The sequence below is a fragment of the Streptomyces sp. NPDC005728 genome (assembly GCF_040630895.1).
Lineage (GTDB): Bacteria > Actinomycetota > Actinomycetes > Streptomycetales > Streptomycetaceae > Streptomyces.
In genome coordinates this window covers 15,263-40,818 of the sequence record NZ_JBEXYL010000076.1, presented here as the reverse complement: position 1 = coordinate 40,818, position 25,556 = coordinate 15,263, and the positions used below count along the sequence as shown (strand labels likewise).

15 protein-coding genes and 2 pseudogenes are annotated in these 25,556 nt (G+C 72.9%); 10 read left to right on the top strand and 7 right to left on the bottom strand.

Going from position 1 to position 25,556, the window contains the following annotated elements:
* From ABZ471_RS35665 to ABZ471_RS35655, 3 genes and pseudogenes are all read left to right on the top strand, one after another.
* Positions 1 to 769 (top strand): annotated as a pseudogene (locus tag ABZ471_RS35665) (hypothetical protein); the annotation flags it as partial.
* Positions 770 to 791: 22 nt separating this feature from the next.
* Entirely contained in the window at positions 792 to 1,079 is a 288-nt protein-coding gene (locus ABZ471_RS35660) for a YkvA family protein (RefSeq protein WP_359072435.1), read from the top strand.
* A gap of 120 nt (positions 1,080 to 1,199) precedes the next feature.
* Positions 1,200 to 1,751 (top strand): annotated as a pseudogene (locus ABZ471_RS35655) (2-phosphosulfolactate phosphatase).
* Positions 1,752 to 1,814: 63 nt separating this feature from the next.
* On the opposite strand, the gene ABZ471_RS35650 reads toward ABZ471_RS35655, so the two are convergent.
* Positions 1,815 to 2,936, bottom strand: coding sequence for a hypothetical protein (locus tag ABZ471_RS35650; RefSeq protein WP_359072434.1), 1,122 nt, complete (start codon positions 2,934 to 2,936; stop codon positions 1,815 to 1,817).
* 250 nt (positions 2,937 to 3,186) lie between these two features.
* Between ABZ471_RS35650 and ABZ471_RS35645 the strand changes: the two genes are divergently transcribed.
* From ABZ471_RS35645 to ABZ471_RS35635, 3 genes are all read left to right on the top strand, one after another.
* Positions 3,187 to 5,706: a SpoIIE family protein phosphatase gene (locus ABZ471_RS35645; RefSeq protein WP_359072433.1), complete on the top strand. Its 2,520-nt coding sequence runs from the start codon at positions 3,187 to 3,189 to the stop codon at positions 5,704 to 5,706.
* 212 nt (positions 5,707 to 5,918) lie between these two features.
* Positions 5,919 to 8,525, top strand: a complete 2,607-nt coding sequence (locus tag ABZ471_RS35640; RefSeq protein ID WP_359072438.1) for a SpoIIE family protein phosphatase — start codon at positions 5,919 to 5,921, stop codon at positions 8,523 to 8,525.
* 55 nt (positions 8,526 to 8,580) lie between these two features.
* Positions 8,581 to 9,900 (top strand): hypothetical protein, encoded by a 1,320-nt coding sequence (locus tag ABZ471_RS35635; protein ID WP_359072431.1) that lies wholly within the window; start codon positions 8,581 to 8,583, stop codon positions 9,898 to 9,900.
* Between the two features lie 35 nt (positions 9,901 to 9,935).
* Here the strand turns inward: ABZ471_RS35635 and ABZ471_RS35630 are convergent, their stop codons facing one another.
* Positions 9,936 to 11,774, bottom strand: coding sequence for a glycoside hydrolase family 15 protein (locus ABZ471_RS35630; protein WP_359072430.1), 1,839 nt, complete (start codon positions 11,772 to 11,774; stop codon positions 9,936 to 9,938).
* A 200-nt stretch (positions 11,775 to 11,974) separates the two neighbouring features.
* Here ABZ471_RS35630 and ABZ471_RS35625 point away from each other — a divergent pair, with 200 nt between their 5' ends.
* A complete protein-coding gene (locus ABZ471_RS35625) occupies positions 11,975 to 12,178 on the top strand; it encodes a hypothetical protein (RefSeq protein ID WP_359072428.1) in 204 nt (67 codons plus the stop codon).
* Between the two features lie 272 nt (positions 12,179 to 12,450).
* Positions 12,451 to 13,602: a glutathione-independent formaldehyde dehydrogenase gene (locus tag ABZ471_RS35620; protein WP_359072427.1), complete on the top strand. Its 1,152-nt coding sequence runs from the start codon at positions 12,451 to 12,453 to the stop codon at positions 13,600 to 13,602.
* A gap of 82 nt (positions 13,603 to 13,684) precedes the next feature.
* Here ABZ471_RS35620 and ABZ471_RS35615 read toward each other — a convergent pair whose 3' ends face one another.
* The 5 genes from ABZ471_RS35615 to ABZ471_RS35595 form a co-directional block, all read right to left on the bottom strand.
* Positions 13,685 to 14,854: a substrate-binding domain-containing protein gene (locus ABZ471_RS35615; RefSeq protein ID WP_359072425.1), complete on the bottom strand. Its 1,170-nt coding sequence runs from the start codon at positions 14,852 to 14,854 to the stop codon at positions 13,685 to 13,687.
* Between the two features lie 44 nt (positions 14,855 to 14,898).
* Positions 14,899 to 15,975: an ABC transporter permease gene (locus ABZ471_RS35610; RefSeq protein WP_359072424.1), complete on the bottom strand. Its 1,077-nt coding sequence runs from the start codon at positions 15,973 to 15,975 to the stop codon at positions 14,899 to 14,901.
* Positions 15,972 to 17,486, bottom strand: a complete 1,515-nt coding sequence (locus ABZ471_RS35605) for a sugar ABC transporter ATP-binding protein (RefSeq protein WP_359072422.1) — start codon at positions 17,484 to 17,486, stop codon at positions 15,972 to 15,974. The genes ABZ471_RS35610 and ABZ471_RS35605 overlap by 4 nt, the downstream gene beginning before the upstream one ends.
* 86 nt (positions 17,487 to 17,572) lie before the next feature.
* Positions 17,573 to 20,506 carry a SpoIIE family protein phosphatase gene (locus tag ABZ471_RS35600; protein ID WP_359072420.1) on the bottom strand — a complete coding sequence of 978 codons (2,934 nt, stop codon included), beginning with the start codon at positions 20,504 to 20,506 and terminating at the stop codon, positions 17,573 to 17,575.
* 173 nt (positions 20,507 to 20,679) lie between these two features.
* The gene (locus ABZ471_RS35595; protein ID WP_359072418.1) at positions 20,680 to 21,648 is read right to left on the bottom strand and encodes a cyclase family protein; all 969 of its coding nucleotides are present in this window, start codon (positions 21,646 to 21,648) and stop codon (positions 20,680 to 20,682) included.
* Positions 21,649 to 21,829: 181 nt separating this feature from the next.
* Here ABZ471_RS35595 and ABZ471_RS35590 point away from each other — a divergent pair, with 181 nt between their 5' ends.
* A complete protein-coding gene (locus tag ABZ471_RS35590; protein WP_359072417.1) occupies positions 21,830 to 23,758 on the top strand; it encodes a maleylacetate reductase and hydroxyquinol 1,2-dioxygenase domain-containing protein in 1,929 nt (642 codons plus the stop codon).
* Positions 23,759 to 23,775: 17 nt separating this feature from the next.
* The gene (locus ABZ471_RS35585) at positions 23,776 to 25,548 is read left to right on the top strand and encodes an FAD-dependent monooxygenase (RefSeq protein WP_359072415.1); all 1,773 of its coding nucleotides are present in this window, start codon (positions 23,776 to 23,778) and stop codon (positions 25,546 to 25,548) included.
* Positions 25,549 to 25,556: the final 8 nt, after the last annotated feature.

Here is a 25,556-nt window from a genome sequence, read left to right as displayed (position 1 = left end):
CCTGCGGTTCCGGCAGGTGAACGCGCTGCCCGAGGACGACAAGGAGATGCGGCGCCGGCTGCGGGACGCAGCCCGCGAGGCCTGGTGCGTGAACGTCGTCGTGCACGAGGCGATGACCCCGGACGAGCACGGCAGGCTCCCGCTGGCACGGCTGCTGCCGCCGGGGCTGCGGCACCGCGTGGTGGAGCACCGGGCAGCGCCGCAGCAGCTGCGCGCCGTCAACTGGGCGCTGAAGGTCCTCGGCGTCGAGGTGCCGCGCGGCGGCGCCGTGGTGCTGCCCCCGGACCCGGCGCCGGCCGGCTACGACGGCGGGGAGCACAGCGTGCGCTCCGTCTTCCTCGACGGCTCCGAGCCGGCCGAACTCGTCGCGGCCCTGCGGCACTTCGCCGCCCTGCCGCACCCTCTGCCGCAGGGCGCCGAGGAGGCGCTGACCGACCTGCGCGAGAACTGGACCCTGCTGACCCTCCAGGAGGAGCTGGAGCGCGAGAGGCGGCTCGTCGCCATGTACGCCGATGCTCTGGAGGCCATGACGAAGTCCCGGGACCTCTACCGGGACGCCGCCGAGCAGGCCCACCAGGCCCTGGCCGCCTACCGCGACACGCCCGCTCCGCCCGCCCTGCCGCACCAGCAGCAGCGGCCCGGCACCCGAGCGCCCTCTCCGCTGCAGCAGTTGACACGGACCTTCGAACGGCTGAAGTTCACCCCGAAGGGTTCGCGCCCGGACACCCCGCCCGGTGGCGACGGCACGAACACCACGGACCCGGCGTGAGCCGCGGAGGAAGGGAGGCCGCGTGGATTCCACGACGACCCTGCTGGTGATCGCCGCCGTCGTCGCGGCACTGCTGCTGGCCGTCGCCGTCGGCCTGCTGGTCCGCCTGGTGCGCGCCCGGCGCGTCCTGCAGCGGGCCGGTCTGCCCACGGGACCGCGCTGGGTGTTCTGGGGCGCCGTCCTGTATCTGGTCCTGCCCGCGGACCTGCTGCCCGACCCGGTCTACCTGGACGACATCGCCGTCCTCCTGCTCGCCCTGCGCAGCCTGCGGAGCGCTCGCGCCCTGCCGCCCGGGCCCACGGAGTCCTGAACCTCCCCCGCGTGCACGCCGGTAGCCGCACGATGAACGGTGCAGCCCACGTTCACCGGGATCCCGGACCGGCCGACAGCCCCTGATGTCGCCGTGGTCGTCCATGTGGTCGTTGATGTGATGCGCGCGTTCACCGTGTCCGCCCGGGCGTTCCGGCGCGGCGCGCAGAAGATCGTCTTCGCCGGTCCGCAGCAGGAGGCACGGGCACCGTAGGCCCGCCACCCGGGGCGGCCGGCCTTCCGTGACGGTCCGCCGGTGCCGGGGTTCGACCGGGCCAACTCGCCCGCGCGGCTGCGCTCGCTCGATGTGCGGGGCCGTACGGTCGTGCAGAAGACCACCGCCGGAACGGCCGGGGCGCCGGCGGGTCGCGGACGCGCGGCTGCTGCTGTGCCCGAGCTTCGTGGTGGCCGGGGCCACCGCCGAGGTGCCGCGCCGCGCCCGGCCGGAATCGGTGGCCTTCGGCGTCATGAGGGGCGGCGGGCGCGCCGAGGAGGACCTGGCCTGCGCCCAGTGCATCGCGAGCCGCGCCGGGTCGGCCACCGCCGATCCCGGGCCGTACCGGGAACGGGCCCGGCACTCCGGCACCCGGAGTCGTCCGGCGCGCATGGGAAAGCGTCCACCCCCAGGACAAGGCGATGTACCTGGAGGCGGACACCTTCCCGTTCACCATGATCGCCGCCCACACGGACGGCCACCAGGCACTGCGCCCGGCGGACATGGCCACGGCAGTCCGACTCAGCGCCCGTCGGTGATGCGGGCGAGCACCGCCCCGAGGGTGGCGAGCAGCACCGCGAGGGCCGCGAGAGCGGCGGCCGCTGCCGCCGTACCGGCCAGCCAGGGCGGGGCGAGGGTCGCAGCCTGGAGTCCGGCCGGGTCCGGCAGACCGAACCGGCCGACGAGCACGTGCCCCGCGGCGAGCGCCGCCGTGACCACCAGCGTCACGGCGGCAGCCGCCAGCCGTGCCGGCACGGCCCGCTCCGGCAGCGCGAGGGCCAGGACCACGCAGAGGACCGCGGCGAGGAAAGTCGCCTGCAGGACCGGCGGGGACAGGCTGGTCCAGTAGCGCGGCGTGTGGGCCACTCCGCAGAGGAGCACCAGCAGGGCAGCGGCGCGGGCGAGCCAGGCCGGCGCATTGGGGGACCCGCCGCCCGGGATGCGATCACCGGTCTGCACGAGCCGCGGGCGACCCAGGTCCGAGACCGGAACGACGGGCGCGGGCGGCGTGTAGGCCAGCGGTGGGACCACCGGCACGGGCGGTACGTCGAGGGGTTCGGGGACCGTCGGCTCGGGCGGTGCCGTCTCGGTGGCGGTCCGGTCGGCGGCGAGGCGGGCGATCAGGTCGGCGAGTTCCTCGACGGGGCGCCCGACGGCCATCGCCTCGGCCGCCGCACGCCCGCAGTGGGGCCCCGCGGGAGTACGGTGCAGCAGTTCCACCAGCCGGGTGACGTCCTCCAGCGGGCGGCTCTCGGCGGCGGCGCGGATCGCCTCGTCGGCGCTGCCGGCGTCCCGGGACGCCCCGGTGAGGAGGGTGACCAGAAGGGCGACGTCCTCGACGGACCGGTCGACTCCGGCCGCACGCAGCGCGTCGTCCCTGGTCCGGGCGTGGTCGGGCGTGCTCTCCAACAGGCCGATGAGCCGGACGACGTCGTCCAGCGGACGGTCGGCCACGGCCGTGTGGACCAGGCCGTGCAGCAGATCGTCGTACAGCTCTTCCTCGTGCGGAGCCCCGAGACTCTCCTGCGGGGGCGGCTCGGGCCGGCATTCGGGGTCGGGGGACGCAGGGGCGGCTCCTGTGGGGGCCGGTGCGGCGGATATGACGGCGCAGTCGTCGGGACGGGGGGACGAAGAAATGGTCATCTGGGCTCCAGTGGATGGGTGCGGCGACACCGGCGCCCCCGCGCGCGGCTCGCCGCGTGACGACGTCCACTACCTCGCAGCGTTACGACGTCCATTAGTAAGAGCGCGTCCGGGGTCCCGCCACCCGGCTGAGGCAGAGGTGTGAGGCGGAGCCGCAGCCCGGCCCTCTTTGCCCGCCCACGTGCGTTTCGCCACCGAGGTGGCGCATTCTTGTGTCATCCACGCGGCGGCACGGGACGAGGAAGGGCCCATGGCTGGGAGCGGGGAACAGGCGGTCCGCACACGGGCGCGGCTGGCTGCGCTGCTGGTAGACGCCTCGACCGGGGCGCTCGGCGCGGCCGGCGGGCGCGTGGCCGGTGTCTATATGCGCTCCAGCACCCCCGGGCTGCTGCGCCTCGCGGTGCTCGTGGGGCTGCCCGGCCCGCTGTTCAGGCCCTGGTGGCGGCTGCACCTCGGGCGGCCCTTCCCGGCGGCCGACGCCTATCGGCTCGGCGTGCAGGTGGTGCTGCCGAACGCCACCGAGACCGCGCGCCGCTATCCCCAGTTCGCGGCCGGTCTGCCCTTCGCGTTCGGGTCGGTGTACGTGCCCGTACCGGGCGGGGCCGAGCCCCTGGGTGTGCTCACGGTGCTGCGCCCCTCCACCTCGGGCACCGCGGACGAACTGCTCGACCGGGAACTGCTCGGGCGGCTGGCCGAGGGACTGGGCGCCGAACTGCTCGGCCTCGCCGACGGGGAGGAGGCGGTACTCGTCTGGGACGGGGAGCCGCTGTGCGTGGGGCCGCCCACCATCCGGCCCGCGGAGGCCCGCGTGGGGCGGTTCACCTGGGATCCGGCGACCTCGTCGGTGCACGCGGACGACCGGCTGCACGCGCTGCTCGGTCTGGTTCCGGGCGAGCTGGAGGGCACCGGCCCGGCCCTCGCCAACGCCCTCTCCCCCTCCGACGCCCACCGGATCCTGGCCGCGCTGCACGAGACCGCCGCCGGAAAGCCGCCGGCCGCGCCCCTGAGCATGCGCTCGCCGGAAGGCTCCCCACGGCTGCTGGACCTGTCCCCGGCTCCGGAGCCCGGCCCGGCGTCCCCGGTCTCCGGAATCGTCGTCGACCCCGGTCCGGCCGCCTCGGCGGACGGCGCGGCCGACCTGCTGCCGCAAGGGGTCTTCTGCCTGGACCGGCTCGGCACGATCGTGTACGTCAACACGGCCGCCGCACGCCTGGCGGGGCGGGAGCAGGCATGGCTGCTCGGCCGTCCGCTGTGGGAGGCGATGCCGTGGCTGATCAGGCCGCCGTACGACGACCATCTGCGCAGCGCGCTGCTGTCGAACGAACCGCTGCACGTCCACGTCCGGCCGCCGGCCTCCGCCCGTGCGGGGCCCGGTGCGGGTGACTGCTTCGCCCTGTCCGTCCACCCCGGTGCCGACATCCTCACCTGCACACTCGTCCCGGCCAGCCGCGTGGACGCCCCGGCGGAGCCCGCCCCCGACGCCCTCGCCATGGCCGACCTGCACATTCCGGAGGACGCGGCGGTCGGCGACGCCTCGCTGACGCCGCTGTACCGGCCGATCGCCCTCGCCATCGCGCTGACGGACGCAGTGACGGCCCGGCAGGTGTCGGCGGTCGTCATGCAGGAGCTGCTGCCCGCGTTCGGCGGCCGCCGCCTGGCCATCTACCTGCTCCAGGAGCGGCACCTGTATCTGGCCTGGGAGACCGGCTTCCCGCAGGGCTTCCTCGCCCCCTTCGACGGTGTCGGCCTCGACGCGCACCTGCCCGGCGTGGAGACCCTCACCACCGGCCGTCCGATCTTCTTCGAGTCGATGCAGCAGCTGGCGGCCACCTACCCGGGGATACCGATGGACGCCGAGGAGGGGGCCCGCGCCTTCCTGCCCCTCATCGCCTCCGGCCGGCCGGTCGGCTCCTGCATCCTCGGCTTCGACCGGTCGCGCAGCCTCAGCACGGAGGAGCGTACGGTCCTCACCGCGCTCGCCGGGCTGATCGCGCACGCGATGGAGAAGGCGCAGCGCTACGACAGCGAGGCCGCGCTCGCCCGAGGCCTCCAGCAGGCCCTGCTGCCCCGGCGGTTGTCGGCGCATCCGCAGGTGGAGACAGCCGGCCGCTATCTCCCGGGCACCCAGGGCATGGACGTGGGCGGGGACTGGTACGACGTCGTCGAGGCCGGCGCCGGGCTGGCGCTGGTCATCGGCGATGTGCAGGGGCACGGGGTGCAGGCGGCGGCCACGATGGGCCAGCTGCGCAGCGCCGTGCGCGCCTTCGCGCTCGGCGACCGGCCGCCCGACGAGGTGATGAGCGGCACGAACCGCCTGCTCATCGACCTCGACCCGGGCCAGTTCGCCAGCTGCTGCTACCTCCGCCTCGACCCGGCCACGGGGCACGCCCAGGTCGCCCGGGCGGGGCATCCGCCGCCGCTGCTGCGCTGCCCCGACGGCCGCACCCGGGTCCTGGACCTCCCGGGCGGTGTCGTCCTCGGGGTGGATCCGCACGCCCAGTACCCGGTGGCCGAGCTGCGGTTGGAGCCGGACGCGATCCTCGCCCTGTACACCGACGGACTCGTGGAGCGGCCCGGCGCCGACATCGACGAGGGCATCGACGCGCTGCGCCTCGCGCTGGCGAAGGCGGGCGGCGCCGCCGGCCGGCGCGGCGGGCGGTCCCTGGCCGGGGTCGCAGACCGGCTCACCGCCACCGCCCGGCACACCACCGACCGCCCGGACGACATGGCGCTGCTCCTCGCCACCCGCCGCCCCGCGCACCGGAGATGACCGGGGCAAGCCGCCGTGGGCGGCGGCCGTCACCTCGGGCAACGCCCTCGCCTGACGGGGCCGGGCAGTGTAGACATGGGCTCATGGTCCGACTGCCCGGCCGGCCCGAGACGCGGCCGCCCCGTCCCTTCGGGTACCCGCGCGCGGCGCAGGGCCCCCGGTCGGACGCGGAAGGTGCGCGCGGCGACCGGCCGGGGGTGCTGCGATCGGCGATGACCGGACGCAGCGTCGCCGGACAAGTGTTCGTCCTCCAGGTGGTGATCGTGCTGCTCCTGGTCGTGTCGGCCGTGGTGGCACAGGTGCTCCAGGTGCGGCACGACAGCAGCCTGGAGGCCCGCAACCGCTCCCTCGCCGTCGCGGAGACGTTCGCCAACGCGCCCGGCACGGCGGCCGCGCTGCGCGCCCCGGACCCGACGTCCATCCTCCAGCCGAAGGCCGAGGCCGCCCGCCAGGGGTCCGGCGTGGACTTCATCACCGTGATGAACACCGACGGCATCCGCTACACGCACCCCAAACCGGACCGCATCGGCAAGAAGTTCGTCGGGACCATCGGGCCGGCCGTGGCCGGCGGCACGGTCGTCGAGGAGGTCAACGGGACGATCGGCCCTCTGGTGCAGGTCGTGGTGCCGGTGAAGGACGCCGGCGGCAAGGTGGTGGGCCTGGTGTCGGCCGGGATCACCACCGCGCACGTGGGCGGTGCCGCCGATCAGCAACTGCCCCTGCTGCTCGCGGCGGCCGCCGCGGCCCTCGTGCTGGCCACCGCGGGCACGGCCCTGGTCAGCCGACGGCTGCTGCGGCAGACGCACGGCCTCGGCCCGTCCGAGATGACGCGGATGTACGAGCACCACGACGCGGTGCTGCACGCCGTCCGGGAGGGCGTGCTCATCGTCGGCGGCGACGGCCTGCTGCTGCTCGCCAACGACGAGGCGCAGCGCCTGCTGGACCTGCCCGAGGAGGCCGAGCAGCGGCATGTGCTGGAGCTGGGTCTGGACGACCAGACGGCCGGGCTGCTCGCGTCCGGGCGGGTCGCCACGGACGAGGTGCATCTGGTCAAGGACCGGCTGCTGGCCGTCAACCAGCGCCCCACCGACATGCGCGGCGGGCCGCCCGGCAGCGTCACCACGCTGCGCGACTCCACCGAGCTGCGCGCCCTCTCGGGCCGCGCGGAGGTGGCACGCGAGCGCCTGAACATGCTGTACGACGCCGGGGTGGGCATCGGCACCAGCCTGGACGTGTCGCGCACGGCGGAGGAGCTGGCAGAGCTGGCCGTGCCCCGGTTCGCGGACTTCGTCACCGTGGACCTGTTCGACGCGGTGCTGCACGGGGAGGAGCCGAAGCCGGGGACCGCGCTGCGCCGGGCGGCGTGCAGCGGCATCGGCAAGGGCGCTCCGCTGTATCCGGTGGGCGAGCGCATCCGGTTCGTGGCGACCTCGCCGCAGGCCCGGTCCCTGACCACCGGGCAGTCCGTCGTCGAGCCCGTGCTGCGCGAGGCGCCCGGCTGGCTCGCGCAGGACCTGGAGCGCACCGGGCAGGTCGTGGACTACGGCATCCACTCGCTGATCATCGTGCCGCTGCGGGCGGGCAACCTGGTCCTCGGTCTGGCCAACTTCTGGCGTTCGGAGAAGCCGCAGCCTTTCGACGCCGAGGAGTTGGCGCTCGCCGAGGAACTGGCCGCGCGGGCCGCCGTGTCCATCGACAACGCCCGCCGCTACACCCGTGAGCACAGCATGGCGGTGACGCTCCAGCGCAGTCTGCTGCCGCGCTCCCTGCCCGAGCAGGGCGCCCTGGAGATCGCCTACCGCTATCTGCCGGCGCAGGCGGGGGTGGGCGGCGACTGGTTCGACGTGCTGCCGCTGTCCGGCGCCCGGGTGGCGCTGGTGGTGGGCGACGTGGTGGGGCACGGGCTGCACGCGGCGGCCACGATGGGACGCCTGCGTACGGCGGTGCACAACTTCTCCGCGCTGGATCTGCCGCCCGACGAACTCCTCGGCCTGCTGGACGAGCTGGTGGTCCGTATCGACCAGGACGAAACCCCGGCCGACGGCGCCGCGGTCACCGGCGCGACCTGTCTGTACGCGGTGTACGACCCGGTGTCCCGGCGGTGCACGATCGCCCGGGCCGGACATCCGCCGCCCGCGCTGGTGCACCCGGACGGCAGCGTGGAGTTCCCGGACGTGCCCGCCGGACCCCCGCTGGGCGTCGGCGGACTGCCGTTCGAGACAGCCGACCTGGAACTGGCAGAGGGCAGCCGGCTGGTGCTCTACACCGACGGTCTCGTGGAGGACCGGGACCGGGACATCGACGTCGGCCTGGAGCTGCTGCGCGACTCCCTCGGCCGCGCGCCCGGCGCCTCGCCCGAGGACACCTGCCGTACGGTGCTGGACCGTCTCCCGAACCGGCCCAGCGACGACGTCGCGCTGATCGTGGCCCGCACCCGTGTTCTCGGCGCCGACCGGGTCAGCGAGTGGCAGGTGCCGTCCGATCCTGCGGCCGTCTCGGACGTACGGGCCTCGGTCACCCGGCAGCTGGCCGAATGGGGCCTGGACGAGCTGGCATTCACCACGGAGCTGATCCTGAGCGAGCTGGTCACCAACGCCATCCGCTACGGGCGCGGCCCGATCGGCGTGCGGCTGCTGCGCGACCGGACGCTGATCTGCGAGGTCTCCGACCGCAGCACGACCTCGCCGCATCTGCGGTACGCGGCGAGCACCGACGAGGGTGGCCGGGGCCTGTTCCTGGTGGCCCAGCTCGCCGACCACTGGGGCACCCGCTACACGCCCGACGGCAAGATCATCTGGGCGGAGCAGCCGCTGCCCTGAGCACCCGCGCGGAAATGTGTTGAGGACACATCAGGCCCGCTGTGATGATCTTGTCATGTTCTCGCGCAGGAATCGCCGACCGAAGTCCCCCGAACTCCTCAAAGCCTGGGAATGCCTGGATTCCGGTGATGTCCCCGGCGCCCTGCGGCAGTTGCGGGCGGCCGGGGAGGAACAGCCGCTCGGCGAGGTGGCACTGGTGGTGGCGCGGGCTGCGGCAGCGGCGGGCTTCGACGACCTGGCTCGGACGGCCGGCGCCTTGGCCGCAGGCCCCGGACAGCCGCGTGCGCTCTTCGACTTCGGGTACGCGTGCGTCGAGCGCGGGGTGTCGTACCTGGCGATTCCGCCCCTGCGGGAGACCCTGCGGCACAGCCCGGGGTCGCGGGTGGTGCTGCGTGAGCTGGTCTCGGCGTACGAGGACGAGGGCCGGCACCGGGAGGCGGTGACGGAACTGACGCGGTTCGACGGCGGGTTGGAGGACTGGCCGGACCGCTATCTGCTGGTGTTCAACGCGATCATGGCGGGCGATCTGGCCGTCGCCCGACGCGAGCACGCGCTGCTGTCCGATCCGGAGGACGACCGGTGGCAGCCCACGCGCGACCGGCAGAGCCGCATGCTCGCGCGTGCGGCCGACGCGGAGCGGGCGGGCGCGCTGGACCCGGCCGATCTGCGCGGCTGGCAGTACGTGATCGGCGGCACGGTCCTCGGCACGCTCTCCCCGTACGGCTTCGAGGCGGGGATGACCGGCCGGTACGCCTGGCTGCAGGACGGCCCGCAGCTGTGCCTGCGGGGCCTGCTGCGGCTGCGGACGCTGCTGGCGGCTGCCGAGGTGCGGCCGCGGTCGGTGTCCCTGTTGCCCGACCGCGACTCGCGGATTCTGGGCCTGGCCGCGGCCGAGGTGCTGGACCTGCCGGCCGAGCCGTTCGCGCCCGGTCGCGAGGACACGGTCGTCGTGGCGTACGACCTGAACGGCCTGGCGGCCCACGAGGACGGCCCGGAGATCACCGGACAGCTTCTCGAGCGCATTCCCGGGCAGGTGCTGCACGAGCACGCGAGCTGCTGGACGGACGCGCCCGCCGTCACCGCGGACAGCGTCGGCCTGTTGCACCAGTCGGCGGTGGCGCCCTGGGACCGGCAGCTGCGCCAGGGCGGCGACGGCGGGGTCGAACAGGGGCCGTCGGACGACCGCCCGGAGGCGGAGATCGCCGCCCGGATCACCGGGGCCGACCCGGCCGCCGACGACGGGGACGGCGAGGGCCCGGCGGATCCGGACGAGGCGTTCGCGGCGTTCGCCTCGGCCGTGCGGGGCACCTGGCTGAACGGCGAGCGCACCCGCCTGGCCTCCGTCGGGCCGGTCCCGAGTTCCCGGTTCGCCTGAGCGAGGCGGCCACGAGCCGCCGTCGGCCCGGGGTCTCAGCCGAGGGCCCGGTCCAGGTTGAACGCGGCACTGATGAGGGACAGGTGGGTGAACGCCTGCGGGAAGTTGCCCTGTTGCTCGCCGGTGCGGCCGATCTCCTCGGCGTACAGGCCGAGATGGTTGGCGTAGGTGAGCATCTTCTCGAAGGCCAGCCGGGCCTCGTCGAGCCGGCCGGCCCGGACCAGTGCCTCGACGTACCAGAAGGAGCAGATCGAGAAGGTGCCCTCGTCGCCGCGCAGCCCGTCGGGGCTGACCTGCGGGTCGTAGCGGTAGACGAGGGAGTCGGAGACCAGGTCCTCGGTGAGGGCGTCCAGGGTGGACAGCCACTTCGGGTCGGTCGGCGCGATGAACTTGGCCAGCGGCATCATCAGCACCGAGGCGTCGAGGACGTCGGCGTTCTCGTACTGCACGAAGGCGCCCCGGCGCTCCGACCAGCCGCGGTCCATGATCCGCCGGTAGATGGTGTCCCGGGCCTGGCGCCAGCGCCGGTGGTCGGCGGGCAGCCCTCGGTGGGTGGCGAGGCGGATGGCCCGCTCGATCGCGACCCAGCACATCAGCCGCGAGTACAGGAAGTTCTTGCGGCCGCCGCGGGTCTCCCACACGCCCTCGTCGGGCTGGTCCCAGTGGTCGCAGACCCAGTCGACCAGCTGACACAGATCGTCCCACTGGCTGCTGGAGATGGGCTCCGCCCACTTGTCGTAGAGGTAGATGGAGTCGATCAGGGCGCCGTAGATGTCCAGCTGGAGCTGGTCGGCGGCGGCGTTGCCGACCCGGACCGGCGCGGAGCCCAGGTATCCCTCCAGGTGGGGCAGCTCGCGTTCGGGCAGTTCGGCGCGGCCGTCGATGCCGTACATGATCTGCAGCGGTCCGGAGGCGGCGCCGTCGCCGGGGCTGATGTGTGTGGTCAGGAACTTCATGAAGGCCGCGGCCTCACCGCTGAAGCCGAGCCTGAGCAGCGCGTAGACGGCGAAGGCGGCGTCGCGGACCCACACGTACCGGTAGTCCCAGTTCCGCTCGCCGCCGAGCTGCTCGGGCAGGCTGGTGGTGGGCGCGGCGACGATGGCGCCGGTGGGGGCGTAGGTGAGCAGCTTGAGGGTGAGGGCGGAGCGGTGCACCATCTCGCGCCAGCGGCCCCGGTAGCGGGACTGGTGCAGCCAGCTCCGCCAGTAGGTGACGGTGGCGTTGAACTCGTTCTCTGCCTCGGCGTGGGGGCAGCCGCGGGGCATCACCTGTTCGCCGAGCTGGTCGAGAGCGAACACCGCCGTCTCGCCCTCGCTCAGCTTGAAGTCGGCCCACGCGTCGCGGCTGTCGGTCTCCATCGTGACGGTGGAGGTGAGCGCCAGGGAACGCTCCGGGGACTCGAAGAAGACCATGCCGTCCAGGGAGCGCAGGGTGTGCGGGTCGGCGCCGTAGTTGAAGCGCGGGGCGATCAGGGCCCGGAAGGGCACGGTGCCGCGGACGCACACCACGCGCCGGATCAGCCGGTGCCGGCTCACCTCGCCCGACTTGTCGCAGCAGACGGGCATGAAGTCCTGCACCTCCCCGACGCCGTCCTCCGTGAAGAAGCGGGTGATCAGCACGTTGGTGTCGGGGAAGTAGAACTGCTTGGTGCGCGCCCGCACGGCGGCTGCCAGCTCGAAGCGGCCGCCGCGTTCGGCGTCGAGGATCGCCGCGAAGACGCTGGGAGAATCGAAGGAGGGGCAGCAGTACCAGTCGATCGTGCCGTTGGTGCCGACCAGGGCGACACTGCGCAGGTCGCCGATGAGGCCGTGCTCGGCGATCGGCAGGTAGCGGGGGCTCCCGGACAAGTCCTGCTGGAAAGGCATCTCGGCCATCGCTCAGGCCTCCCGGTACGGAGTGCGGGCTGCCTTCCAGCTTAGGGCCGAGTGCTTCCCGCCGGGGTGGGCAGGCGCTCCTCGTCCGGCCCGGACGCGCCCTCGGGATGCAGGGTGCGCCGAGGCGGGCAATGGTGAGAGGGTGCCCCGTTCGGCGGCACCGGCACGGATGCGGTCATCCGGACCGAGGAGGAGGCATCATGTCGACATCCACACCCGAAGAGTCCCGGTCGTCCGAAGACCACTGCACCCCGGACGCCCTGCTCCACTCCGCACCCGCGCGGGTCACACCGGAGGACCTGGTGATGGCGGCGGGCAGGGACGTCACTCCGGCCACCCTCGACTGGGCGCGCCGCAAGCTGGAGACCGAGGGCCCGGCAGCCGTCGAGAAGCTGCTGCCCTAGGGCGGTCCGGGAAACGCCGAGACAGCAACGGGGAGGCGCCGGGCAGCGGCGCGCGCACCGCTCAGGTGGGGGCGGGCCTGCCCGGCGCACACGTCTGCCCGCGGACCTGGGTTGCGACCCCTTTCGTACGGGCGTTACCTGGAAGTACCCGGCGGTGAAGCGAGCGCAGGGGGCCACGGCACAGTCCGAGGTCCCGCCTTTCTTGTGCGCGCCCCCCGGAAGCGGCTCCGCCTCGCCGCCGTCGTCCAGCGCTCGACGCGGAGGTGATCCAGGTGAAAGCGGTTGTCTACGAGAAGCCTTTCAGCGTGACGGTGAGAGACGTCGACGACCCGCAGATCCAGCATCCGAACGATGTGCTGGTACGGGTCACGTCGACCGCGATCTGCGGATCCGACCTGCACATGTACGAGGGGCGCACGGCGGCCGAGGCGGGCATCGTCTTCGGGCACGAGAACCTCGGCATCGTGGAGGAGGTCGGCCCCGGTGTCGTGTCCCTGTCCAAGGGGGACCGCGTGGTCATGCCGTTCAACGTCGCCTGCGGATTCTGCAAGAACTGCCTGGCCGCGAAGACCGGCTTCTGCCTGACGGTCAATCCGGGCTTCGCGGGCGGAGCTTACGGCTATGTGGCGATGGGCCCGTACAAGGGCGGCCAGGCAGAGCTGCTGCGGGTGCCTTTCGCCGACTTCAACTGCCTGAAGCTGCCGCGGGGCAACGAATTCGAAACCGACTTCGTGCTGCTCGCCGACATCTTCCCGACCGGGTATCACGGATGCGAACTCGCCCAGCTCACCCCCGGTGAGAGCGTGGCCGTCTTCGGGGCCGGACCGGTGGGGCTGATGGCCGCCTACTCCGCGCTGCTGCGCGGTGCGTCGAAGGTGTTCTCCGTGGACCGGGTGCCCGAGCGGCTCGCCAAGGCGAAGGAGATCGGGGCGATCCCCATCGACTTCACCAAGGGCGACCCGGCCGCACAGATCAAGGAACAGACGAACGGAGAGGGAACCGACAAGGGCGTGGACGCCGTCGGGTACCAGGCCCAGGCACACGACGCGAGCCATGAGGAACCCGCCATCGTCCTCAACGAGCTTGTCGAGACGGTACGGCCGACCGGCATGCTCGGCGTACCGGGTCTGTACGTGCCCTCGGACCCCGGCGGACCCGACGAGCACGCCAAGCACGGCCAGCTGCTGGTCTCCATCGGCCGGATGTTCGAAAAGGGCCAGCGGATGGGCACCGGACAGTGCAACGTCAAGCAGTACAACCGCCAGCTGCGCGACATGATCATCGCCGGGCGGGCCAAGCCCAGCTTCGTGGTCTCCCACGAGTTGCCGCTGGACCAGGCGCCGCAGGCCTACGAGAAGTTCGACAAGCGGATCGAGGGCTACACCAAGGTGGTACTGCACCCGGGCCACGCCTTGGCCGCGTGAGACACGGGTCCGGGCGCGCACGCGCCCGGACCTCTTCGCTCGCCGCCGTCGTACCCGCGTCGGCCGGCGCCTGCGCACTCGGCTACCGGCCCCAGATCCTTCGGTAGCCGTCCCGGTAGCCCGGCGGATCCCAGGTCGTGGTGCTGTCGCTGTTGGCGGCCGTGGCCAGGTGCACGGGGGCGACATAGCCGCTGGCGGGCCGGCCGGAGAAGGCGCGGTTGAACTCGTCGACGATCTGCCAGCCCTGCAGGGACAGCGGCTCGGGAACCGTGGCGGCCTGGTACTGCCGGCTCTCGATGCGCTGGAAGGCGGACGGGTCGCCGTCGCCGGCGCCGATGTTGAAGGGCGGGCCGGAGCCTTTCCGGCTGGCGGCCCGGAAGGCGGGTGCGGCGTCGGCGAAGTACAGGTCGTTGATGGCGACGGAGTGGGTCCACCTGTCCTGGAAGCGGGAGAGGAGGGAGGAGATCTCCCGCGGGGTACGGCTGCTCGCGTCCGAGATGGGGATGTTCTCGTACGCGAGCAGCTGCACGCCCGCGCAGGATTCCAGTTCCTTGCGGATCAGCTCGGACTTGTCCCTGGCGAAGGGGATCGAGGCGTCGGTGATGACCACGACCCCGGCGTGGCCGTGGGAGTCCGAGATGATCCACCGCGCGCTGATGGCTGCCACGTCCTCGACCCTGGTCGTGACGTTGGTGAAGAGCCGGGGGCGGCGGCTGGGGCCGGGGGTGGCGAGCGCGTGCCAGCCGACGAGCGGGATGCGCGCCTCCTCGGCCCGGGCAACGTGCTGCGAGGTCGCGTTGGGGTCGAAGCCTCCGATGACGATGCCCGAGGGCTTGAGGGCCACGGCCTCGCTCATGGCCGCCTGAATGCCGGCGGGGGTACCTCCGCCGTCGATGACCCGGACGTTCCAGCCGATGACGCGCGCGGCTTCCCGTACGCCGTTCGCGGCGCCTGCGACTCCGGGGTTGGTCATGGTCTGGGCGACGTAGACGAGCGTCTTGCCGGTCACCGCCCCGGGGCCGGTCGTCGGCCCGTTCCAGGGGACGGCTGTTCTCTCCGCCTGGTCGACCGCGGCCCGGGCCCTGGCGTGGACGGCGGGGCAGCCGGCCGGGGCGGTGGTGGAGTCCGCCGCATCGCCCGAGGAGCCGGGTTCGCAGCCGGCGACGGTGGCTGCCGCCGCCAGCAGGAGCAGGGCTGCGGCGGTGTACCGGGCCTTGGCGAGGCCGGGCGTGGCCCTGCGGTTGCCGTGCACGGGGACTCCTCGGAAAAGGGGGTGGGCGGGAGAGGGCGGCGGGGTCACGGGGTGGCGCCCTGTGGGCCTCCGTCCTGGTCCGGGGACGTGGGTGGTGCGGCGGGCACGTCGCGGACCGCGGCGGTGCCCGTGCGCAGGCGGCGGGCGGAGTATCCGGCCAGGCCGACGGCGAGGAGCAGGGTGCCGCCGTAGAACAGCGGGGTCGTCCAGAAGTCGCCGCCCAGCTGGGCGATGCCGGTGAGGCCGACGGCCAGGACGGCTACGGCGACGAGCGTGCCCAGGGCATTGGGGCGGCCGGGTCTGACGGCGGTGGAGCCGAGGAGGGCGCCGGCGAAGGCGGGCAGCAGGTAGTCCAGGCCGACGCTCGGGTTGCCGACCTGCAGCTGGGCCGCGAGCAGGATCCCGGCGAAGCCGGTGATCAGCCCCGATGCGGTGAAGGCGTAGACGGTGTACCTGCGGGTCGGGATGCCGAGGAGGTCGGCGGCACGCGGATTGGATCCGACGACGTACAGGCAGCGGCCGAGCGGCAGCCGCTCCAGTACCAGCCAGAGGACGGCTCCGAGGGCCAGCACGTAGAAGGCGGGGACGGGCAGGCCGACGAGCGTGGAGTCGTAGAGGTCGGTGAAGGCGGCGGGAAGTCCCTGCGGGCCGGGGACGATGCGGGCACCGCCGGTGATCCATCCGGTGACGGCGTACAGCATGCTGCCGGTTCCGAGCGTGGCGATGAAGGAGTCGATCTGCCCGAACTCGACGATGACGCCGTTGAGGGCGCCCACGACGCCCGCTCCGACGAGTACCGCGAGGCAGGCGAGCGGCCACGGCCAGTGTGCGTCGATGATCAGCTGCAGCACCATGACATGTGTGAGACCGAGGACGTAGCCGATGGAGAGGTCGAACGCCCGCGTCACGATGGGGACCATGGCGGCGAGCGCGAGGATCGCCGGGATCGACTGGGTGGACAGGAGGGAGTCGATGGTTTCCCGGGTGGGGAACGTGCGGGGCAGGGCGAGGGAGAAGGCCAGGAAGAGCAGGGCTGTGAGGGCGAGCAGACCGTAGGCGGTGATCAGGTGGCCGCCCGTTCGGTGCCGTCGCGGTCGGGGCGCGGAGGGGGAGGCGGTCACGAGGTGGTCGCGGTTCCGGAGGCGGGAAGGGCGGAGGCAGCTCGGGTGAGCCCGGAGACCGTCAGGCCCGCACCGCTCAGCTCGGCCGTCACGGATCCGCGGACGAAGACCAGCGCGCGTCTGCACACACGGGTGACCTCCTCGAAATCGGTGGAGAGGAGAAGGGCCCCGAGGCCGGCGGCCAGCGCCCGGTCGAGCAGGCGGTAGACCGCGGCCCTGGCGCCGATGTCCACGCTCGCCGTCGGTTCCTCGAGGATCAGCAGGCGCAGGCCCTCGCGCAGCCACCGGCCGATCATGACCTTCTGCTGGTTGCCGCCGGACAGGGTGGCGATGGGGGCCTCGCTGTCGCGGGGACGCACCGAGAAGCGGTCGATCAAGGCGGCGGCGTCGGCGCGTTCGCGGCGCGGGCTGATCCAGCGCAGCGCAGGCAGGCCCCCCGCACGGGGATTGGCCAGCAGGTTCTCCCGTACCGTCAGTTCGGCCGCACAGCCCTCCCGTTGTCTGTCCGCGGACACGAGGCCGACACCGAGGCCGACGGCGTCCGCGACGCTGCGGGGGTGGTAGGGCCGGCCACCGAGGACCACCCGTCCGCCGAGGAGGGGCCGGGCGCCGGCGAGGGCTCGGCCCAGGTCCCTGTGTCCGGCGCCCGTCAGCCCGACCAGGCCGAGGACCTCCCCGGCCGCGAGTTCCAGGCTGACCGGTCCCGCGCCGGAGGTGCGTACGCGGTCGAGAGTCAGGACGGCCGGACCGTGGGCAGGGACCCCGGCGGGGCCGAAGCCGGTCGGTTCGGCACCGACGATGTCGCGTACCAGGCGTGCGGGACTGTGGCCCGCCAGCGGGCCGTGACTGACGAGGCGGCCGTCGCGCAGAACGGCGAAGGTGTCGGCCACCTCGTACACCTCGTCGAGGCGGTGGGTGACGTAGAGGATGCCGTGTCCCCGGTCGCGCAGGGCGTGCAGGACGCCGAAGAGCCGGGCGCAGTCCACCGCGGGGAGGCGGGCGGTCGGTTCGTCGAGGACGATGAGCTGCGCCCGGGCGGCGAGGGCTCGGGCGACGGCGACCAACGAGCGCTCGGCGGGGGCCAGTTGGGCGACGGTCGCCTCGGGGTCGAGATGTGCTGCGACGATCCGAAGGGCGTCGGTGCAGCGCTCCCTGGTGCGCCGCCAGGAGATCAGTCCGCCGCGGCGGGGGTATCCGGTGCTCAGCGCGATGTTCTCGGCGACCGTCATCCAGTCCACCAGGCCGAGGTCCTGGTGGATGAAGGACATGCTGCGGGATGCGTCCCGGGTGCCGAGCGGATGGCCGGCCACCGTGATCTGCCCCGCGTCGGCCTGATGGACACCCGCGAGCACCTTGATGAGTGTCGACTTTCCCGCACCGTTGGGGCCGAGGAGGGCGAGGACGCTGCCGGCATGGACGTCGAGGTCGACCCCGGCCAGCGCGAGGGTTCCCCCGAAGCGCTTGCCGAGCCCGCGGATACGGACCAGGGGTGGAGCGTCGTGCACGGACATCTCCGGAGATTCGACCTGGCTGGTTCATCCCATACGCACAAGCGATGTTAACGGAGCAAATCATAGAATTTCAGGTCAGCGGGCCGTCAGGCTGCATCGAGCGCGCATTCGGCCCAGATGACCTTTCCCTGGGCGGTGTAGCGCGCACCCCAGCTCTGTGAGAGCTGCGCGACGAGGAACAGACCACGGCCGCCCTCGTCGGTACTGGCCGCCCGGCGCAGGTGCGGGGCGGTGTTGCTGCTGTCGGAGACCTCGCAGATCAGGTTGCGGGCGTGCAGCAGCCGTACCCGGATGGGCCCGGCGCCGTGGCGGACGGCATTCGTGACCAGCTCACTGAGGATCAGTTCCGCGGCGAACGTGGCCTCGTCGACTCCCCAGTCGGCCAACTGCCGGACGGCGTCCGCGCGCACCTCGCCGACGAGGGCCGGATCGGCGACCAGGTCCCAGGTGGCGATCCGGTTGCGGTCCACGGCGTGGGTACGGGCGACGAGCAGGGCGATGTCGTCGTAGGGGTGCTCGGGTGCCACGAGGTCCAGCACGGACTGACAGGTTTCGTCGGGCGTGTACTCGGGGTGCGCCAGGGCGCCGCGCAGGTGGTCGAGCACCTCGTCGACGTCGCGATGCCGGTCCTCGATGAGTCCGTCGGTGTACAGGACGAGCCCGCTGCCCTCCGGCATGTGGATCTCGACGGTCTCGAAGGGCAGGCCGCCGAGGCCGAGAGGGGGCCCGGCGGGCAGGTCGGGGAACGACACGGCGCCGTCGGGGCTGACAAGTGCGGGCGGGGGGTGACCGGCGCGGGCCAGGGTGCACTGCTGCGACGTCGGGTCGTAGACGGCGTACAGACAGGTCGCTCCGATCATGCCGAAGTCCTCGGCCTCGGGATCCTCCCGGTCGAGGCGCCCCACGACGTTGTCGAGATGGGCGAGGACCTCGTCCGGGGGGAAGTCGAGTTCGGCGAAGCTGCGTGCGGCGGTGCGCAGGCGTCCCATGGTGGCCGCGGAGAGCATGCCATGGCCGACGACATCGCCGACGAAGAGACCGACGCGCGTACCGGAGAGCGGGATGACGTCGTACCAGTCACCGCCCACCTCGGATTCTGCGGGCAGATAGCGATGGGCGACCTCGACGGCGTCCAGGTCGGGCAGACCGCGCGGGAGCAGGCTGCGCTGCAGGGCCAGGACCATGGCGCGTTCATGCGTGTAGCGCCGGGCGTTGTCCATGGACAGGGCGGCGCGGGCGGCCAGCTCCTGGGCCAGCGAACGGTCGTCGTCCCCGAAGGGGGCGGGGTCCTGCGAGCGGTAGAAGCTGGCGACGCCGAGGACGACGCCACGGGCGGCCAGGGGGACGGTGATGAGGGAGTGGACGGCTGTCAGCAGCTGTCCGGTGAGCTCGGGGTCCTGGGCGAGCCAGCCCGCGGCGACCTTCAGGTCCGGTTCCAGCACTGCCTGCCCGCTGATGAGGCACCGCAGCTGCGGCGTCGTCGGGCCGTAGTCCATCCGCTTGCCGACCGGGTTGAAGGGAAGGTCGTCGCGGATGCCACGCACCACGGTGCGCCGCAGGTCACTGAGCGGGGCGGCGGACTGCTCGCCTCGCAGTACGGCTTCGGGCAGGTCGATCGTGACGAAGTCGGCCAGTCGTGGAATCGCCGTCTCGGCGAGTTCCTCGGCCGTGCGGCGCACGTCCAGCGTCGTGCCGATGCGGGCGCTGGCCTCGGAGAGCAGCTCCAGGCGGCGTCGCGCGGCCAGGGCGTACTCCCCCACGGACGGCTCCCCCACCAGCACGAGCCCGCTCGCCGGCGGCCGGGATCCGGCGGGACGGTCCGTCCCGCCGCCGGCGTCGGCGGGCGTGGCTCGCGCGTCGCCCGCCCCGCCTTGCTCATGTCCGGCCTCGTCGGGCTCGGTGGCCGCGCCGCGCTCACCGCCCGGCACCGGCGCCGCTGCGGCGAGGTGCCCGGGCAGCGGGCTGACGAAGACACGGTCCGGGTGCAGGAGGACAGGCCCGTGTCCGGACGGCAGGACGACGGGGAGGGCTGCGAGCTGCGCGCTGTCGACCACCTCGTCGCCCTGGTGCGGGACGGTGACGGGCGGTCCGGACGGGAGGCCGGCGAGAACGGCTTCGATGGCGATGCCCTCCACCCCGGACACACTCGTCATGGGCCGGCTCACGAGCGTGACGCGCCGGCCGTCGGACAGGCTCACGTCCACCGCGGCCCGCTGTGCGCAGGAGATCAGCTCCGTGGCCTTGTCCAGGAGAACGGCCAGGTCACGGGGATCCAGCTCGGGGGCCAGTTCGCCCACGCCGATGCGGTGGTGCAGACCTGCGGCGGCATCGGCCCGGGCGTCCAGGTACGCCCGCAGGAGCGCACGCTCACGCACGGAACTCTGCTCCAGCAGCCGCCGCTCGACGGCCTCGGCCGCCTTGCGGATCACGGTGGCGAGCGCCGGGTCCTCCGCGCCGCGCGGATAGCCGAGGCACAGGACGCCTTCGATGCGGCCGCTGAGCGGGTCGCGGACGGGCAGCGCACGGCAGGCGCTGCCCTGAGCGCGCTCGGCGAAATGCTCGGCGCCGCTGACCCGGATGAGCTGGCGTTCCACCAGTGCGAGACCGATGCCGTTGGTTCCGGCGTACCGCTCGGCGAACACGAATCCCGGGACCCTCTGGATCGCGGGGAGGGTTCTGGCGAGGGACGCCTCTCCGAACCTCCGCAGGAGGACGATCCCGTTCACATCGGCGACGGAGATGTTCATCTCACTGCCGGCGAACATCGACTGCAACCGGTCGAGCACCGGGGTGGCCGCGCGGACGAGTCTGCCGTCCGGATCGAAGTCCTCGCGGAAGGGAAGGTCGGACCGGTCCGGCGAGAGGCCCAGGGACCGGCAGCGTTGCCAGGAACCCAGGATCGGCGACCGTACGCCTCGCTCGACCGCCTCACCCTGCAGGAACCGTTCACGGCTACGGGCGGGCCCTGCGCCCCCCGTCGCATGCCCCCTGGGCATTGGTTCCCCGCCGGACCGAACCACGCTTCGCCTCGCTCGCAGTCGCATGAATCGACAATTACCTCATATACCCGGCATTGAAGAGAATACGGTCATAACGGGCACGAGTCATGGTGTGCGTTGTCCGTCACGCCCGGTGACCGGACGAGCCCCTCTGTCAACGGAGCCCGTGGCCGACGAGGCCGGTGATCCCGTGGTCACAGAACCGCGACCGGGTTGACGGGCGAGCCCGTACCACCCGGGACGTTCAGCGGTGACAGGACGAGCAGGAACTCGTACCGTCCTGCCTCGGCGGTCGCGGCGGACAGCGCCTCCAGGTCGAGGTTGTCCAGCAGCGGCACCCCCATCGCCGCCACGGCCAGGGCATGGACCGGCGAGTGGACGCCGTCCACGGGCGAGGGGCGCACATCGCTGTCGCCGTCGGCGCCGAGCAGCGCGACACCGCGCTCGGCCAGCAGCGGTACGGCGTCCACGTGGAGGCCCGCGCTCGCGCTGTCGGAATCCCAGGCACCGAGTTCCGCCCGGCGGCGGACGCGGCCGGAACGCAGCAGCACCGCGTCGCCCTCGCCGATCGTCACACCCAGGGCTCTCTCCGCCGCGACGATGTCCTCGGCGTGGACCGCCTGTCCCGGCTCCAGCCAGCGGGTCCCGGCGACCGCGGGGAGGTCGAGCAGCACACCCGTCGTGACGAGCGGCCCCAGCGCCGACACCGCACCGAAGCGGGCGCCCGTGGCGTCGACGGCCTCGCTCGCCGTCCGGCCGTCGTAGAGCTGCCCCCGGTAGGCGATGTGGCACAGGGCGTCGAGATGGGTGACTCCCTTGCCGTGGTAGTCCGCGGCGATGAAGTCCTTGTGGGTGGAGGGCTCCGGCGGCTCCACATCGCCGACATCGGTCATGCGGTGCACGGCGGGCTTGCGGTTGTCGGGGCCGGCCCGGGTGTTCCAGGGCAGCCCCATCGGAACGACCGTCCCGGACCGCACCCGCGCCGCGGCCCGCCGCACCCGGTCCGCGCTCACCCGGTTCCAGGCCCCCCGGTCGGCCGCGGCCCAGCGACCCCAGGTACGGACCGCGTCGAACAGTGCGTCGAATTCCTGCCGGGAAACGGCGGGCCCGTTTCCGGGAGCAGCCGGCACGGGTTGCGGGCCGTCGGCGAAGCTCGAACTCATCCGCACGCACCACTTCCGGTTTCCGAACGGAGTCACCGTGGTGATCAGACCTCCAGCGTCGCACATGCGCGTTTCGTGCAGGGGGCCGCCTGGATCGTGCAGGAGTTCACGAGGACGTTCTCCGCATACTCGGTGGCCCAAGAGACCGACGCGACCGGATGACACGCGGAGGCAGAGTTCCATGCAGACGTTCGTCCACACATCCCACCCCTCGCGGGTGGTCTTCGGTGCCGGCACGGTCGGCCGCCTCCATGAGGAGGTCGGGCGGCTCGGCTGCTCCCGGGTGCTGCTGCTGGGCGGCGGACCCCTGGCGGCAGCCTCCGCACGGGTCCGCCAGGAGCTCGGCGGCCTCCTGGCGGCGGAGTTCGACGGCGCGGCCATGCACACCCCGGTGGCGGTGACCGAGCAGGCTCTCGACGTGGTCAGGGAGTCCTCCGTGGACGGCATCGTCGCCGTCGGGGGCGGTTCGACCACGGGCCTGTCGAAGGCACTGGCTCTGCGCACGGGGCTTCCGCAGGTGATCCTGCCGACCACGTACGCGGGCTCCGAGGTGACCCCGGTGCTCGGCGAGACCCGGGACGGTCGCAAGGTCACCCAGTCGTCTCCGGCGATCCTGCCCGAGACCGTCGTGTACGACGTCGACTTCACGCTCACCCTGCCGCTGCCCCTGACGGTCACGAGCGGCGTCAACGCGCTCGCCCACGCCGTCGAGGCCCTGTACTCCGCCGACGCGAACCCCGTCACCGACCAGCAGGCCCTCGACGCGGTCTCCCGCATCGCCCGGGCGCTGCCCCGCCTCACCGCCGACCCCGCCGATCTGGAGGCACGCGCCGACCTGCTGCACGCGGCCTGGCTCGCCGGGACCTGCCTCGCCACGGTGGGTATGGGCCTGCACCACAAGCTGTGCCACACCCTCGGCGGCAGTTTCGACCTGCCGCACGCCGCGACGCACACCGTCGTCCTGCCGCACGCCATGGCCTACAACGCGCCCGCGGTGCCCGGCGTGATGCGCCGCATCGCCGACGCCCTGGGCGTGCCCGACGCCCCCGGCGGCGTGTACGACCTGGTCGCCTCCCTGGGCGGGCCCACCTCGCTGCGCGACCTCGGCATGCCGGAGTCCGGCCTCGCCCGCGCGGCCGAGCTGGCCACCTCGACGCCTTACCCGAACCCGCGCGAGCTGACCACCGAGGGCATCGCGGAGCTGCTGGCCGGCGCCTGGCACGGACGCCGCCCCGGGGGTCCCCCCGCCACGGAAGCCTCGCTGGCCCGTCTCACCGAACAGGTCGTGGCCAGCTTCGCGCAGGCCCCCGACCCGCGCGTGCGCACCTTGCTGAGCGACCTGGTCCGGCATCTGCACACCTTCGTCGCCACCAACGACGTCACCGATACCGAATGGCAGTACGCCATCGACTTCCTCACCCGCACCGGCGGGATCTGCGGCCCGACCCGGCAGGAGTTCGTGCTGCTGTCGGACACGCTCGGCGTCTCCAGCGCCGTGGATCTGCTCACCAACTCCCGTACGCCCGACAGCACTCCGTCCGCGGTGCTCGGCCCCTTCTATGTGGAGGGCCCGCCCGAGACCGCGCAGGGCGGCGACATCTCCGGAGGGCTGCCCGGCACCCCGCTCTGGGTGGACGTGCAGGTCACGGACACCGGCGGTGAGCCGGTCAAGGACGCGGTCGTGGACGTGTGGCAGTCCAACGAGGACGGTTTCTACGACGTCCAGCTCCCGGACCTGGAGGGGCCGGTGCTGCGGGGCCGGCTGCGCACCGACGCCGAGGGGCGGATCACGTTCTGGTCCATCCTGCCCTCGGAGTACCCGATCCCGGAGGACGGGCCGGTCGGGCAGATGCTCGACGCGGTCGGGCGCCATCCCTTCCGGGCGCCGCACCTCCACTTCATGTTCGACGCGCCCGGCCACCGCCGGCTCGTCACGCAGCTGTTCGTGTCGGGCGGCGCCTACCTGGACAGCGACACCGTCTTCGGCGTGAAGGACGAGCTGGTCGTCGACTTCGCGCCGCAGAGCGGCCCCACTCCCGACGGCCGCCGGGTCGACGGCGAGTGGCGCCGTCTCGACTACACCTTCCGCCTCGCCCCCCTGGCCGGATGACCGAGGAGCGTCAGCCCATGACACCCACCGACACGCACGACACGTACGACACCGACGTCCTAGTCGTCGGCAGCGGCCCTGCCGGCGGTTCGGCCGCGCTGCTGCTGGCCACCTACGGCATCCGCACCCTGCTGGTGACGAAGTACGGCTGGCTGGCCAACACCCCGCGGGCGCACATCACCAACCAGCGCACCATGGAGGTCCTGCGCGACCTCGCGGTGGAGTCCGAGGCGCTGGCCGTCGGCAGCCCGTCGCACCTCATGGGCGACACGGTGCTGTGCACCGCCCTCACCGGGCACGAGATCGGCCGCATCCGCAGCTGGGGCACGGGGCCCGCGACAGCCGCCGAATACGCGTCGAAGAGCCCGTGCGAGATGATCGACCTGCCACAGACCTACCTGGAGCCGATCCTGGTGAACAACGCGGCGGCCCGCGGCGCGAAGGTGCGCTTCGACACCGAGTTCGTCAGCTTCACCCAGGACGAGGACGGCGTCACCGCGCTGCTGCGCGACCGGGTCCGCGGCGACGAGTTCACCGTACGGGCCCGCTACCTGATCGGCGCGGACGGTGGGCGCAGCACGGTCGCCGAACAGCTCGGCCTTCCCTTCGACGGCCGTATGGCCAAGGCCGGCAGCATGAACATCGTCTTCAAGGCCGACCTCACCCGGTACTGCGCCCACCGGCCGAGCGTCCTGTACTGGGTGCTGCAGCCCGGCGCGGAGACCGGCGGCATCGGCATGGGCCTGGTCCGCATGGTCCGTCCGTGGAACGAGTGGCTGCTGGTGTGGGGTTACGACATCGAGCAGCCGCCGCCGGACGTGGACGAGGAGACGGCCCGGCAGATCGTGCGCGACCTCATCGGCGACCCCGGCCTGCCGGTGGAGATCACGTCGACCTCGCTGTGGACCGTCAACCACAGCCACGCCACGGCGTATTCGTCCGGGAGGGTCTTCTGTGCGGGCGACGCGGTGCACCGCCACCCGCCGTCCAACGGGCTCGGCTCCAACACCTCCGTCCAGGACGCGTACAACCTCGCCTGGAAGCTCGCCATGGTGATCCGCGGCGAGGCCGGACCCGGGCTGCTCGACACCTACACCGCCGAACGCGCCCCCGTCGGGCGGCAGATCGTCGAACGAGCCAACCTCAGCCGCGACCAGTTCGGCCCGATCTTCGAGGTGCTCGGCATCGGTGGCGGCAGCGACCACGAGACCATCACCGAGGGACTCGCGGCCATAGATGCGCCGACACCCGAGGGCGCCAAGAAGCGACGCCTGCTCGAGGAGGCGATCCAGCTCAAGAACTACGAGTTCAACGCGCACGGCGTCGAGATGAACCAGCGCTACGTCTCGTCCGCAGTGCTTCCCGACGACGGCCCGGCCGAAGTCTGGCAGCACGACCGGGAGTTGGTGCACCGGCCGACCACGCGGCCCGGCGCGAAACTGCCGCACGCGTGGCTCGTCGACGGGCAGGGCGAGCGGCTGTCCACGCTGGACGTCGTCGGCGGCGGCACCTTCACCGTGCTGACCGGCCTCTCGGGCGGCGTCTGGGACACGGCCGCGACCGCGTGCCGGGCGGACCTCGGCGTCCCGCTGCGGGTGGTGCGCGTCGGCGACGACAACTCCCGTGACACGTACGGCGAATGGAGCCGGGTCGGCGAGATCGCCGAGGACGGCGTGCTGCTGGTGCGCCCGGACGGGCATGTCGCCTGGCGGCGCACCACGGCCCCCGAGACCGCGCAGGCGGCCCGGGACGAGTTGCTCGGCGCACTGCGCCGGGTGCTGGCACGGTAGGAGAGAAG

Coding starts and splice junctions, on each gene's coding strand:
- ABZ471_RS35595 (WP_359072418.1), bottom strand. CDS start 21,648: ATGAGTTCGAGCTTCGCCGACGGCCCGCAACCCGTGCCGGCTGCTCCC.
- ABZ471_RS35650 (WP_359072434.1), bottom strand. CDS start 2,936: ATGACCATTTCTTCGTCCCCCCGTCCCGACGACTGCGCCGTCATATCC.
- ABZ471_RS35640 (WP_359072438.1), top strand. CDS start 5,919: ATGACCGGACGCAGCGTCGCCGGACAAGTGTTCGTCCTCCAGGTGGTG.
- ABZ471_RS35635 (WP_359072431.1), top strand. CDS start 8,581: ATGTTCTCGCGCAGGAATCGCCGACCGAAGTCCCCCGAACTCCTCAAA.
- ABZ471_RS35605 (WP_359072422.1), bottom strand. CDS start 17,486: ATGTCCGTGCACGACGCTCCACCCCTGGTCCGTATCCGCGGGCTCGGC.
- ABZ471_RS35590 (WP_359072417.1), top strand. CDS start 21,830: ATGCAGACGTTCGTCCACACATCCCACCCCTCGCGGGTGGTCTTCGGT.
- ABZ471_RS35625 (WP_359072428.1), top strand. CDS start 11,975: ATGTCGACATCCACACCCGAAGAGTCCCGGTCGTCCGAAGACCACTGC.
- ABZ471_RS35630 (WP_359072430.1), bottom strand. CDS start 11,774: ATGGCCGAGATGCCTTTCCAGCAGGACTTGTCCGGGAGCCCCCGCTAC.
- ABZ471_RS35585 (WP_359072415.1), top strand. CDS start 23,776: ATGACACCCACCGACACGCACGACACGTACGACACCGACGTCCTAGTC.
- ABZ471_RS35645 (WP_359072433.1), top strand. CDS start 3,187: ATGGCTGGGAGCGGGGAACAGGCGGTCCGCACACGGGCGCGGCTGGCT.